This window comes from Paenibacillus sp. NN59, assembly GCF_057597225.1.
In genome coordinates this window covers 5,713,146-5,726,601 of sequence record NZ_CP199678.1, presented here as the reverse complement: position 1 = coordinate 5,726,601, position 13,456 = coordinate 5,713,146, and the positions used below count along the sequence as shown (strand labels likewise).

6 protein-coding genes, 1 tRNA gene and 3 rRNA genes are annotated in these 13,456 nt (G+C 48.3%); 9 read left to right on the top strand and 1 reads right to left on the bottom strand.

Going from position 1 to position 13,456, the window contains the following annotated elements; translation table 11 throughout:
- The first annotated feature begins 48 nt into the window (after nucleotides 1–48).
- Nucleotides 49–2,061 (top strand): NAD-dependent DNA ligase LigA, encoded by a 2,013-nt coding sequence (ligA, locus tag ACT89M_RS25115; protein ID WP_154891257.1) that lies wholly within the window; start codon nucleotides 49–51, stop codon nucleotides 2,059–2,061.
- 143 nt (nucleotides 2,062–2,204) lie between these two features.
- Here the strand turns inward: ligA and ACT89M_RS25110 are convergent, their stop codons facing one another.
- A complete protein-coding gene (locus ACT89M_RS25110) occupies nucleotides 2,205–3,590 on the bottom strand; it encodes a molybdopterin-dependent oxidoreductase (RefSeq protein WP_487344864.1) in 1,386 nt (461 codons plus the stop codon).
- Nucleotides 3,591–4,250: 660 nt separating this feature from the next.
- On the opposite strand from ACT89M_RS25110, the gene ACT89M_RS25105 reads away from it, so the two are divergent.
- From ACT89M_RS25105 to mcsB, 8 genes are all read left to right on the top strand, one after another.
- A 16S ribosomal RNA gene (locus ACT89M_RS25105) occupies nucleotides 4,251–5,806 on the top strand.
- A gap of 108 nt (nucleotides 5,807–5,914) precedes the next feature.
- Nucleotides 5,915–5,990: transfer RNA gene (locus tag ACT89M_RS25100), tRNA-Ala, on the top strand.
- 212 nt (nucleotides 5,991–6,202) lie between these two features.
- A 23S ribosomal RNA gene (locus ACT89M_RS25095) occupies nucleotides 6,203–9,131 on the top strand.
- 154 nt (nucleotides 9,132–9,285) lie between these two features.
- A 5S ribosomal RNA gene (gene rrf / locus ACT89M_RS25090) occupies nucleotides 9,286–9,402 on the top strand.
- Together the 16S, 23S and 5S rRNA genes with 1 tRNA gene alongside form the textbook arrangement of a ribosomal RNA operon.
- Nucleotides 9,403–9,608: 206 nt before the next feature.
- Nucleotides 9,609–10,793 carry a GNAT family N-acetyltransferase gene (locus ACT89M_RS25085; protein WP_154892121.1) on the top strand — a complete coding sequence of 395 codons (1,185 nt, stop codon included), beginning with the start codon at nucleotides 9,609–9,611 and terminating at the stop codon, nucleotides 10,791–10,793.
- 496 nt (nucleotides 10,794–11,289) lie between these two features.
- Nucleotides 11,290–11,751 carry a CtsR family transcriptional regulator gene (locus ACT89M_RS25080; protein ID WP_090924702.1) on the top strand — a complete coding sequence of 154 codons (462 nt, stop codon included), beginning with the start codon at nucleotides 11,290–11,292 and terminating at the stop codon, nucleotides 11,749–11,751.
- Between the two features lie 31 nt (nucleotides 11,752–11,782).
- Nucleotides 11,783–12,301 (top strand): protein-arginine kinase activator protein McsA, encoded by a 519-nt coding sequence (gene mcsA, locus ACT89M_RS25075; RefSeq protein ID WP_090924701.1) that lies wholly within the window; start codon nucleotides 11,783–11,785, stop codon nucleotides 12,299–12,301.
- Between the two features lie 28 nt (nucleotides 12,302–12,329).
- On the top strand, nucleotides 12,330–13,400 hold the full coding sequence (gene mcsB, locus ACT89M_RS25070; RefSeq protein WP_154892124.1) for a protein-arginine kinase McsB: 1,071 nt from the start codon (nucleotides 12,330–12,332) through the stop codon (nucleotides 13,398–13,400).
- Nucleotides 13,401–13,456: the final 56 nt, after the last annotated feature.

Here is a 13,456-nt window from a genome sequence, read left to right as displayed (position 1 = left end):
AGGCATGTTCGTTCTACATATATTAAATATACGGAGGGATGGCCCAATATGGACCCGATGCACCGGATGGAGCAACTCGTTACCGAGCTGAACCAGCACAACTATCAGTACTACACGATGGATCAGCCGCAGATCAGTGATAAGGAGTATGACCTTCTATACGATGAACTGGTTACGCTGGAGCAGGAGAGCGGTATGGTGTTGCCGGATTCTCCCACACAACGTGTAGGGGGCGAACTGCTCAAAGGATTTACCCCGCATCGTCATTTATCCCCATTATGGAGTTTGGACAAAGCGCAGAACATTGAACAGCTTCGCAATTGGAATACACGTGTATTAAAGCTGGTGAATGACTATAACAGCAAAAACCCGGATAATCCGTTGCCTGAACCAGGTTATGTCATTGAGCTGAAGTTTGATGGACTGACCTTGAACCTGACCTATACCAACGGTGAGTTGGTGCAGGCTTCTACGCGCGGAAACGGAACGGTAGGGGAAGGCATTTTGGCACAAGTGAAAACCATCAAATCTGTTCCGCTCAAAATTCCGTATACCGGAGGTACGATTGAAGTGCAGGGCGAGGGCATTATGAACCTTTCTGTACTGAATCGATATAATGAAACGGCTGCCGAGCCGCTCAAAAATGCACGGAATGCAGCCGCAGGAGCGCTGCGTAACCTGAATCCGAAAACGACAGCTGAGCGTCGGTTGAATGCTTATTTTTATAACATTGGATACTCGGATGATATCCAGTTTGCCAACCATCAGGAAATGATGGACTTCTTGCGTGAGAACCGTTTTAAAGTTAATCCGTCACTCACCTATTTCCAAGAATTCGATGACGTTATGGAGCAACTCGAAGAAATTCAGGAAAATCGGGGGCAACTGGATTACCTGATTGATGGAGCGGTCATTAAGCTCACGGACATGCGAACTCGTGAAGTGTTAGGCTACACGGATAAGTTCCCGCGCTGGGCAGTTGCCTATAAGTTCGAAGCGGAAGAGACAACAACCGTACTGAACGAAGTCGTGTGGAATGTTGGCAGGACGGGTAAAGTGACGCCGCTGGCGCGGGTGGAAGCCGTTGAACTCGCTGGAGTGACCGTGCAGAACTGCACCCTGAACAATGTGGGTGATATTGAACGTAAAAATCTGAAATTTGCGCTGGGTTCACGTGTCTTTATTCGTCGTTCCAATGATGTTATTCCTGAGATTCTCGGCAAAGTGACTGAGGAGAATGACGGAGAAGAGATCATCTATCCAGAGCAATGCCCGGCATGTGGATTCCCGTTAGAGCAACGCGGAGCGCACTTGTTCTGCAATAACAAGCTGGCATGCAAACCGCAGACGGTTGCTCGGATCTCTCATTTTGCCTCCAGAGACGCGATGGACATTGAGACCTTCAGTGAGAAAACAGCGATTCAGCTATATGATGAATTGAATGTGCGTGAACCAGCTGATCTATATACATTGCAGTTCGATGATCTCGTGAAACTGGAGCGATTTGGCGAAAAGAAAGCGAACAACCTTCTTGCTGCGCTCGAGCAGAGTAAAGACCGGGACCTGGCTTCGTTCCTGTATTCCTTGGGTATCCCCAACACTGGAAAATCCACCACGCGTATGCTCGCCGATCATTACCGTGATCTGCATGCCATCATGAATGCTACCGTAGAGGAACTGGTTGAACTCCCCGATGTAGGTGGGATTGTTGCGGAGAGCATCGTGAATTTCTTTGCCGATCCGTTCACACAGGCTGCTATTGAGAAAATGCTGAATTTGGGTGTGAAAGCACAGGCACCAGAAGCGCCAGCGGTTGTGGTGGAGGATTCTTTCTTTAGTGGTAAAACGGTCGTGCTTACAGGAACACTGCATCAATTGACACGTGAAGAAGCAACGCAGAGACTTGAAGCGCTTGGTGCGAAGGTCACGGGGAGTGTATCGAAAAAAACAGATCTTGTCATAGCTGGAGAGAAGGCAGGCAGCAAATTAACGAAGGCTCGTGATCTCGGTATTCCGACCATCGAAGATGAGGACGAACTGGTACGCCTGCTGAATCCGTAGAACGTTAATATCTACAGTTTTGCGTCAGCACGTGTCATAGGCATTAATTAGGTACGTGATACAAGTAGCTTGTAAAGAAAGAGGCCTCCAAAAACACGCAAATGTCGTGTCAGGAGGCTTCTTTTGTATACGCTGGAGATCTGTTATGAACCCGTTATGTTAGGAAAACGCTGAGAAGCACCGGATAACCATGCATCTTTGTCGTATCCCCGTTCTTCCCAATACCCGATATGCTCGCTGTCGATGACTTCAACACGGTTCAACCACTTGACCGATTTGTAGGCGTACATTTGCGGAATAACGAGTCGTACAGGTCCACCAAGATCCGCAGGGATAGGTTTGCCATCATGCATGACCGCAATCATAATATCATCCATTTGTGCCTGCTCTAGTGTGATCGCATCGGTATATACCCCGTCTCCGGAATAAAATTTGACGCTGTGCGCGCCGGGCTTTATACCGGCGTTCTCCAAAAAATGCTTCAGAGGAATGCCTTCCCATGTATTCTTGTACACGGACCAGCCGGTAACGCAGTGGAAATCACTGACTTGCACGGTGCGTGCAAGCTTGACGAACTGTTCCCAATTCCAGATCTGGGCACGTTCTACAAGACCATCTACCCGAAATGACCAGTTTGCATTAGAGAATGATGGAATGGGTGTTACCGTATATACACGAAAATGTCCCTCGGCGCCCCCGCCAATTGGAGGAGATGAAGAAGATAAAGGTTGCGGAAGTGGAACCATCCGATTGGGGTCAGTCTCAAGCATGCTGTCTATGCTGTTATCAAACTTGAGGTTTTTACCTACCCATGATACAAATGTAGGTCCAAGAGTAACGGCGAGTCCTATGCCCACAGCAGAACGGATGAAGGCTCGACGGGTATATATCGGTTGCGGTTTCTCCATGTTTGGGACGTTATTTCTACCAGAGTCTTTGTCTGCAGGGAGAACAGATGTAGCTGCTGGTATGTTACCCGTGTCCGGTTCCTCTTTGTTAGCGTTGGGAGCGGCTGGTTTATTTACACTTGTCTTCTGTATCGATGCTTCATTCGTTTGGATCGTACGGCGTGCAGGGTCTTTTAACCAACGTGTACGTGTGATGGAGTGGTAGATGATGTAAGGTAAACCAACCCATGTGAGCAAATCGTGAATCAGAAGCGCGGCATTGGACCATCGTGGGCCGACCAGCTTGAACTGCCATAGAACGATGCCGGATAATAGCCATCCGATCAGAAGTGCAAGAACGATGATGGTATTTGCTTTTTGCCATGGTTTATTGCGAAGTTGCTTCCAATGTTTACTGGCCAAAAATAAGTAATACACGACAGGCAAAAGCATGGCGATGCCCACGGTGATATGTAACCATTTTAACCAAACACGTCCGATACCCAGAGTTTCACGCCAGAAGCCACCAATTAATATGAGACCAGTAATAGAAAGTATCACAACGATCCAGGCATTCCAGGCATGAATAGAAACGAGCTTTTTGCCGTAACCTTTACGCATCATTTTTAACCACTGTTTCAAGTGTTTTCACCTCGCGTCATGGATTTAAATTAGAAATCGAAATCTTAGGTTGAAAGCAAAATCGTAATAGATCAATATTCAAAATTCAAAAGCGGATCTCAGATGAGTGTAGGAAGGGTACGTGTAAATGTGAGCGTGCTACTGCTCAATTGGAACTGTTAACAACCTTGGGGTACTCCCTTTTATTTAAAGATACCTTAATTATAAAGTTTTTGGATCACTTACTTCAAATTTGATCTTTTCCGAGCTATCACCTCTCTTGTTTGGCTTAGTAAAGGCAAAATTCGCTTCATTTCGATCACTCTCTTCAGGCAATAAGATCGATCTTATTGCAATATAATAGAAGTTGAATAAAGTACTTGCTAAAAGCATGACAGCGTGATATATTATTTCTTGTCGCTTCAAACAGAAGGTAGTCGAGTAGCTTTGAAGATTGACGAAAAAGATTGTTGACAGAAACTTAGTTAACATGATATGATAAATATCCTGTCTGGTTGACGTAAGTTGTCGCAAGATAAGGTGAACAAGTTCCTTGAAAACTGAACAAATGGATAGTAACTTTTGATTCACAATGAATCGTCAGATTCAAAATGAGCTTATCGCTCTTTTCAATACCCCGATGAGTTTCACAGCGTTTAACGACGCTGACGAAATTCATCTTTATTGGAGAGTTTGATCCTGGCTCAGGACGAACGCTGGCGGCATGCCTAATACATGCAAGTCGAGCGGACTTGAAGAGAAGCTTGCTTCTCTGATAGTTAGCGGCGGACGGGTGAGTAACACGTAGGCAACCTGCCCTCAAGCTTGGGACAACTACCGGAAACGGTAGCTAATACCGAATACTTGTTTTCTTCGCCTGAAGAGAACTGGAAAGACGGAGCAATCTGTCACTTGGGGATGGGCCTGCGGCGCATTAGCTAGTTGGTGAGGTAACGGCTCACCAAGGCGACGATGCGTAGCCGACCTGAGAGGGTGATCGGCCACACTGGGACTGAGACACGGCCCAGACTCCTACGGGAGGCAGCAGTAGGGAATCTTCCGCAATGGGCGAAAGCCTGACGGAGCAATGCCGCGTGAGTGATGAAGGTTTTCGGATCGTAAAGCTCTGTTGCCAGGGAAGAACGCTTGGGAGAGTAACTGCTCTCAAGGTGACGGTACCTGAGAAGAAAGCCCCGGCTAACTACGTGCCAGCAGCCGCGGTAATACGTAGGGGGCAAGCGTTGTCCGGAATTATTGGGCGTAAAGCGCGCGCAGGCGGTCATGTAAGTCTGGTGTTTAATCCCGGGGCTCAACCCCGGATCGCACTGGAAACTGTGTGACTTGAGTGCAGAAGAGGAGAGTGGAATTCCACGTGTAGCGGTGAAATGCGTAGAGATGTGGAGGAACACCAGTGGCGAAGGCGACTCTCTGGGCTGTAACTGACGCTGAGGCGCGAAAGCGTGGGGAGCAAACAGGATTAGATACCCTGGTAGTCCACGCCGTAAACGATGAGTGCTAGGTGTTAGGGGTTTCGATACCCTTGGTGCCGAAGTTAACACATTAAGCACTCCGCCTGGGGAGTACGGTCGCAAGACTGAAACTCAAAGGAATTGACGGGGACCCGCACAAGCAGTGGAGTATGTGGTTTAATTCGAAGCAACGCGAAGAACCTTACCAGGTCTTGACATCCAACTAACGAGGCAGAGATGCGTTAGGTGCCCTTCGGGGAAAGTTGAGACAGGTGGTGCATGGTTGTCGTCAGCTCGTGTCGTGAGATGTTGGGTTAAGTCCCGCAACGAGCGCAACCCTTATATTTAGTTGCCAGCACTTCGGGTGGGCACTCTAGATAGACTGCCGGTGACAAACCGGAGGAAGGTGGGGATGACGTCAAATCATCATGCCCCTTATGACCTGGGCTACACACGTACTACAATGGCCGGTACAACGGGCTGCGAAATCGCGAGATGGAGCCAATCCCAACAAAGCCGGTCTCAGTTCGGATTGCAGGCTGCAACTCGCCTGCATGAAGTCGGAATTGCTAGTAATCGCGGATCAGCATGCCGCGGTGAATACGTTCCCGGGTCTTGTACACACCGCCCGTCACACCACGAGAGTTTATAACACCCGAAGTCGGTGGGGTAACCGCAAGGAGCCAGCCGCCGAAGGTGGGATAGATGATTGGGGTGAAGTCGTAACAAGGTAGCCGTATCGGAAGGTGCGGCTGGATCACCTCCTTTCTATGGAGAATCGTCTTCTGCAACGAAGACATTCAAATATGCAAGTTCAGTGAACTTGCAAGTACTACTAAGTTACTACTCCATTTGTTCAGTTTTGATGGAATTTGAGGGGCCATAGCTCAGCTGGGAGAGCGCCTGCCTTGCAAGCAGGAGGTCAGCGGTTCGATCCCGCTTGGCTCCACCAAACAATTTCATCTATTTGTTGTGTTCTTTGAAAACTAGATATCGAAACGAAACAAACGCGAATTAGAACATTCCTTTTTAGCTGAACTTGTGTATAACAAGTTTCAATAAAAACGGTAGATAATGCAATTGCGATGGTATCGGGTGGGAGCGACTTTTGGCTTTGGACGTAGTCCAAACCAAGGGAAGCGAGCGAACGAAACCGGAGCATATGGTTAAGCTACTAAGAGCACACGGAGGATGCCTAGGCGCTAGGAGCCGATGAAGGACGTGGCGAACAACGAAACTGCCTCGGGGAGCTGTAAGCAAGCTTTGATCCGGGGATGTCCGAATGGGGAAACCCAGCTGGGGTAATATCCAGTTACTCTTGTCTGAATACATAGGGCAAGTAGAGGCATACCAGGGGAACTGAAACATCTAAGTACCCTGAGGAAGAGAAAACAATAGTGATTCCGTCAGTAGCGGCGAGCGAACGCGGAGAAGCCCAAACCAAAGAGCTTGCTCTTTGGGGTTGTGGGACGTCTCACATGGAGTTACAAAGGAACCGGTTAAGCGAAGAGGTCTGGAAAGGCCCGCCAAAGAAGGTAAAAGCCCTGTAATTGAAAGTCTGTTCCCTCCGAGACGGATCCCGAGTAGTGCGGGGCACGTGAAACCCCGTATGAATCCGGCAGGACCATCTGCCAAGGCTAAATACTTCCTAGCGACCGATAGTGAAGCAGTACCGTGAGGGAAAGGTGAAAAGCACCCCGGAAGGGGAGTGAAATAGAACCTGAAACCGTGTGCTTACAAAAAGTCAGAGCCCGTTTTAGGGGTGATGGCGTGCCTTTTGTAGAATGAACCGGCGAGTTACGTTCCCGTGCAAGGTTAAGGTGAAGAGCCGGAGCCGCAGCGAAAGCGAGTCTGAATAGGGCGACTATAGTACGTGGACGTAGACCCGAAACCGGGTGATCTACCCCTGTCCAGGGTGAAGGTGCGGTAACACGCACTGGAGGCCCGAACCCACGCATGTTGAAAAATGCGGGGATGAGGTGGGGGTAGCGGAGAAATTCCAATCGAACTCGGAGATAGCTGGTTCTCCCCGAAATAGCTTTAGGGCTAGCCTCGGAAAACAGAGTCGTGGAGGTAGAGCACTGATTGGGTGCGGGGCCCGCAAGGGTTACCAAGCTCAGTCAAACTCCGAATGCCATAGACTTACTTCCGGGAGTCAGACAGTGAGTGCTAAGATCCATTGTCAAAAGGGAAACAGCCCAGACCATCAGCTAAGGTCCCCAAGTGTGTGTTAAGTGGGAAAGGATGTGGAGTTGCACAGACAACCAGGATGTTGGCTTAGAAGCAGCCACCATTGAAAGAGTGCGTAATAGCTCACTGGTCGAGTGACTCTGCGCCGAAAATGTAACGGGGCTAAACACACCACCGAAGCTATGGCTTGATGCTTTGCATCAGGGGTAGGGGAGCGTTGTATAAGGGTTGAAGGTGTACCGTAAGGAGCGCTGGACATTATACAAGTGAGAATGCCGGTATGAGTAACGAAAAGATCAGTGAGAATCTGATCCGCCGAAAGCCTAAGGGTTCCTGAGGAAGGCTCGTCCGCTCAGGGTAAGTCGGGACCTAAGGCGAGGCCGAAAGGCGTAGTCGAAGGACAACAGGTCGAAATTCCTGTACCACCGTAAATCGTTACGAGCGATGGGGGGACGCAGTAGGGTAGTGACGCAGGCTGATGGATGCCTGTCCAAGCAGTAAGGCTGGTTAGTAGGCAAATCCGCTAACCGTAAGGCTGAGCTGTGATGGGGAGTGAAAATTACAGTAGCGAAGGTCATGATCTCACACTGCCAAGAAAAGCCTCTAGCCAGATGAAGGTGCCCGTACCGCAAACCGACACAGGTAGGCGAGAAGAGAATTCTAAGGCGCGCGGAAGAACTCTCGTTAAGGAACTCGGCAAAATGACCCCGTAACTTCGGGAGAAGGGGTGCCCCGGTAGTGTGAATAGCACGAGGGGGCCGCAGTGAAAAGGCCCAAGCGACTGTTTAGCAAAAACACAGGTCTGTGCGAAGCCGTAAGGCGAAGTATACGGGCTGACGCCTGCCCGGTGCTGGAAGGTTAAGGGGAGTGGTTAGGGAGTAATCCCGAAGCTGTGAACCGAAGCCCCAGTAAACGGCGGCCGTAACTATAACGGTCCTAAGGTAGCGAAATTCCTTGTCAGGTAAATTCTGACCCGCACGAATGGCGTAACGACTTGGGCGCTGTCTCAACGAGAGATCCGGTGAAATTTTAATACCTGTGAAGATGCAGGTTACCCGCGACAAGACGGAAAGACCCCATGGAGCTTTACTGCAGCTTGATATTGAATTTGGGTACGATCTGTACAGGATAGGTGGGAGCCTTTGAAGCGTGAGCGCCAGCTTGCGTGGAGGCACCGTTGGGATACCACCCTGATCGTATCTAGGTTCTAACCTGGTACCGTAAACCGGTGCGGGGACAGTGTCAGGTGGGCAGTTTGACTGGGGCGGTCGCCTCCTAAAGAGTAACGGAGGCGCCCAAAGGTTCCCTCAGAATGGTTGGAAATCATTCGAAGAGTGCAAAGGCATAAGGGAGCTTGACTGCGAGACCTACAAGTCGAGCAGGGACGAAAGTCGGGCTTAGTGATCCGGTGGTACCGCATGGAAGGGCCATCGCTCAACGGATAAAAGCTACCCTGGGGATAACAGGCTTATCTCCCCCAAGAGTCCACATCGACGGGGAGGTTTGGCACCTCGATGTCGGCTCATCGCATCCTGGGGCTGAAGTAGGTCCCAAGGGTTGGGCTGTTCGCCCATTAAAGCGGTACGCGAGCTGGGTTCAGAACGTCGTGAGACAGTTCGGTCCCTATCTGTCGTGGGCGTAGGAAATTTGAGAGGAGCTGTCCTTAGTACGAGAGGACCGGGATGGACGTACCGCTGGTGTACCAGTTGTTCCGCCAGGAGCACCGCTGGGTAGCTATGTACGGACGGGATAAGCGCTGAAAGCATCTAAGCGTGAAGCCCCCCTCAAGATGAGATTTCCCAGTATGTAAGACCCCTTGAAGACGACGAGGTAGATAGGCTGGGGGTGGAAGTGCAGCAATGCATGGAGCTGACCAGTACTAATCGGTCGAGGGCTTATCCAATAGCAAGTTTTAAATCGCGTACGTTTCGTTTCGAATCTAGTTTTCAGAGAACAACACTCTGAATGGTGAAATGAAAATCGGTACATCACGGAATGTGTGTATGATTTTCAATTCCAAAATGGATATGGAAGAAGCTATGCTTCGACCAATCGCGTTTGGTGGCGATGGCGGAGGGGTTCCACACGTACCCATCCCGAACACGACCGTTAAGCCCTCTAGCGCCGATGGTACTTGGACCGCAGGGTCCTGGGAGAGTAGGACGCCGCCAAGCGAAGAACCACTGCCGATGTAATTCGGTGGTGGTTTTTATTTTATATATTAAAATTCAGAAGACATTATGATTTAGGAGATGTGAACGTTACATCTCTTGTTTGACTTTAAAGGGAACCTCTGAGACACTCAAATGTAAGAAAAGGGCACAAGCAGCCTTTTGTACAGAATGAACTTACATTAGAAGAAAATGAGGTGCAGATTAGTATGGAACTTCGCAAATTAACGATCGACGATTATGAGGCTTGTATGGCGCTCTCCGAGTATGCTTTTCAATTTAAATTAACAGAGGATCAGTTGGAGAGGCGGCGCCAGGAATTCGCTAAGCATAATGTATTGGGGGTTTATGCGGATGGTCAGGTTGGAGCCAAGTTGCAGATTATTCCTTTTCAGACCTATATCCATGGAAGGTCCTTTGAAATGGGTGGAATCGCGGGTGTAGCCACATGGCCGGAATATAGACGTAAGGGCTGGGTAGCAGGATTGCTGAAATACGCACTAGAAGAGATGAATCGGAATAAACAAAGTGTATCTTTCCTGCATCCGTTTTCGTTTTCTTTTTATCGAAAGTATGGCTGGGAAACCTATGTTGAATATAAGAAATACAAATTGTCTACGGCTCAACTGCCTGCCAAGCAACTGACACCAGGCACGATCAAACGTGGTAATGCTGAGCTTGCAGAATTGAAGCAGGTGTATGACGCTTATGCAGCGCGCTATAATGGGACTTTGAATCGTGATGATGCGTGGTGGGAAAATTCCGTTTATGTCAAAAAAGGAAGCCAGCGTGCTGTATACTATGATGAGGCAGGAGTGCCGCAAGGGTATGTCCTCTACGAAGTCAAGGAAAGTAAGTTTACCATCGGTGAGTTCATTCATTTGAATGAAGAGTCCAGACGAGGGCTTTGGACGTTCATTGCTAATCACGATTCCATGATTGACGAAGTAACTTTACAGGCACCTGCAAGTGATCTGCTTGCATTTCAATTGGACAATCCACGGATTGGGCAAGAGGTAGTGCCTTACTTTATGGCACGAATCGTGAGCGTGGAGCAGTTCATTTCGCAGTACCCTTTTGCCAGTCAAGACTCGCCCGTACAGATTTGGCTTGACGTCGAAGATGCTTACGCTCCGTGGAACGAAGGTGTATGGGAATTAAACGTGGCAATGAACGGAACCGCTTCAATATGGAAAAAGGCAAAATCGGATGGCGAAGGTCAGCTGAATCAGCCGATTCGTCTCAGTATTCAATCCCTTTCAGCCGTGTTAATGGGTTATCGTAGACCCGCAGAGATGGCACAGATCGGTAGATTGGAAGGGCCAGTGAGCGCTATCCAAGCGTTGGAAAAGGCAGTTCCCAAACGTGAAACCTATTTGCTTGATTTCTTTTGAGCGACGATCTATATCGAGTACGACTTCATTCCAACAGATATGAAGCGCAATTGGAAGCAATGAGAACTTCTCCCGATGTCCGGGAGAGGTTTTTTTGTGTCAGGCGAATATTTCGTGTAAAATCGTAAAAAATGAATAGTGCCCCCACTTGGCAAAACAGTAAAATATGCTATAATGTATATAAAGTCAAAGAAAGTCAAAGTCAACTCAAGGTTAAATACGTAGGATTATATTTCTGGAATACGTGCTATTTACCTATGATATGACGTTAGCTTTCTTACTGTTCTCTGATGAAAAGTACCGTAAGTCGGAACACATCATTGGAAGATCAAGGGGATATTCAAGGACCTTCGTGCTTCCTTTGTTCTCCTGTTTAACACTTGTATCAGCAAGATTCGCTGTTTCTCTGAGTGGTTAAATGGGTGGAGAAGGTGTACTCTGTGGGGGGCGTGTGGTCCTTATTGACTTAACGTTTCAGACAGTGGAGGATGATTGGATGCGTAATATCTCTGATATTATTGAACGATATCTGAAGGGTATTTTGCATGAAAGTCCCGAAGGAATGATTGAGATTCAGCGTAATGATCTGGCAGATCAGTTTTCATGTGTACCTTCCCAGATCAATTATGTCATCAGCACCCGTTTCACTCTTGAAAAAGGGTATCTCGTCGAGAGTAAACGTGGCGGTGGTGGGTATGTTCGTATACAACGCATTGAATTACCTGCCCAATCGGCGCTGCACAACCATCTGCATCACAGTATTGGTGACGAGATTGGACAGACTGCTGCGGAAGGCTTGATTTATCAATTGGAAGAAGCGCGTTTTTTAAGTAAGCGGGAAGCCGGGTTGATGCGTGCGGCTGTGTCGAGAGAAGTTCTTATGGTCAAACTTCCTTACCGGGATCAAATTCGTGCCAGAATGTTGAAGGCAATGCTAATATCTTTGCTCGGTAAATGAAAACTATCGGGATCAAAGGAGGTACATCTATATGCTGTGCCAAGAATGTAACAAACGTCCGGCTACACTTCATTTTACGAAAATTGTAAATGGCGAGAAGACGGAATTTCATATTTGTGAATCATGTGCCCGAGAGAAGGGGGAGATGATTCCTGGAACAGCAGGAGGATTCTCTATACACAACCTGTTATCAGGAATACTCGATTTTGATCCGGCAGGCAAAAGTTCAGGTGCTGCTCCTGCTAAAACGCTGCAATGTGAAGAATGTGGCATGACGTATGCTCAGTTCAGCAAAGTTGGTCGTTTTGGCTGCAGTTCCTGTTATAAATACTTTGACAGCCGTCTGGACCCTTTGTTCAAGCGAGTGCATGGTAGTACATCGCATGTAGGTAAAGTTCCTGCCAGAGCAGGCGGGCGTATTAAGGTGAAACGGCAAATTGCCGATCTGAAGCAAAATCTGCAGCAGAGCATTGCTCAAGAAGAGTTCGAAGAGGCCGCTCAGATTCGTGACCAGATCCGGGAACTTGAAAAAGAAATAGCTCAAGAGTAAAGTTTGTCATAAGTAGGAGGGAAGCATGATGCCTAATCTGCGTTTTACAGAGAAGGCGCTCAGTGACTGGATGCGCAGTGATGCAACTGATTCGGAGATCGTAATCAGCAGTCGTGTCCGGATCGCACGTAACCTTCAGCATATCCCGTTTCCAATGCTGGCTTCGAGTGAGCAATCGGAAGAGGTGCTGAATAAGCTGAGCGAAGTACTTCAGTACGATGACGTACACGCCTTTGGTGATTTTACTACACTCGATCTGATCGATATTGACGAACTCGACAAGCGTGTGCTGGTGGAAAAACATTTGATTAGTCCGAGTCTGGCAAATGAATCGACCAACGGAGCCGTAATTCTTAGTGAGGATGAGTCGGTAAGTATTATGATCAATGAAGAGGATCATTTGCGTATCCAGTGCCTCTATCCGGGGTTCCAGGTCAAAGAGGCCTGGGAGAAAGCTTCCGCTATAGATGATGCTTTTGAAGCGCACGTGGATTATGCGTTTGATGATCGCAGAGGGTATCTGACCAGTTGTCCAACCAACGTTGGAACAGGTGTCAGGGCATCGGTTATGATGCACCTTCCCGCATTGGTTATGACTCAGCAGATTGGCCGTATCCTCAGTGCCGTGTCTCAAGTGGGATTAACGGTGCGAGGGATCTATGGAGAGGGTAGCGAGGCGATGGGCAACTTGTTCCAGATTTCCAATCAGATTACACTTGGACAGACGGAGCAAGAAGTGATTGACAACCTCCACGGTGTTGTTTTACAGATGATTGGTCATGAGCGTACCGCAAGAGAACGGCTCATTACTGATTCCAGACTGCGTATTACGGATCGAGTGATGCGTTCCTACGGGATTTTGTCTCATGCAGCGATTGTAGATACGAAGGAAGCAGCGCAACGTTTGTCGGATGTGCGGCTCGGCGTAGATCTTGGTTTGTTGGAAGGATTATCGATTCCAGTGATGAATGAGTTGAATGTAATGACTCAGCCAGGTTTTTTACAAAAAACATTTGGGGATATGCGTACAGATGAGCGCGACATCTACCGTGCTCAGTTAATTCGTGATACGATCAATGCAGCTAAAAGTTCTGGTTAAACCTTCCTTTAAGCGTTAATATGGGTTTCATGCCGCATCTGCGGCTTTTATATAAT

Coding starts and splice junctions, on each gene's coding strand:
- ligA (WP_154891257.1), top strand. CDS start 49: ATGGACCCGATGCACCGGATGGAGCAACTCGTTACCGAGCTGAACCAG.
- ACT89M_RS25085 (WP_154892121.1), top strand. CDS start 9,609: ATGGAACTTCGCAAATTAACGATCGACGATTATGAGGCTTGTATGGCG.
- ACT89M_RS25080 (WP_090924702.1), top strand. CDS start 11,290: ATGCGTAATATCTCTGATATTATTGAACGATATCTGAAGGGTATTTTG.
- mcsA (WP_090924701.1), top strand. CDS start 11,783: ATGCTGTGCCAAGAATGTAACAAACGTCCGGCTACACTTCATTTTACG.
- mcsB (WP_154892124.1), top strand. CDS start 12,330: ATGCCTAATCTGCGTTTTACAGAGAAGGCGCTCAGTGACTGGATGCGC.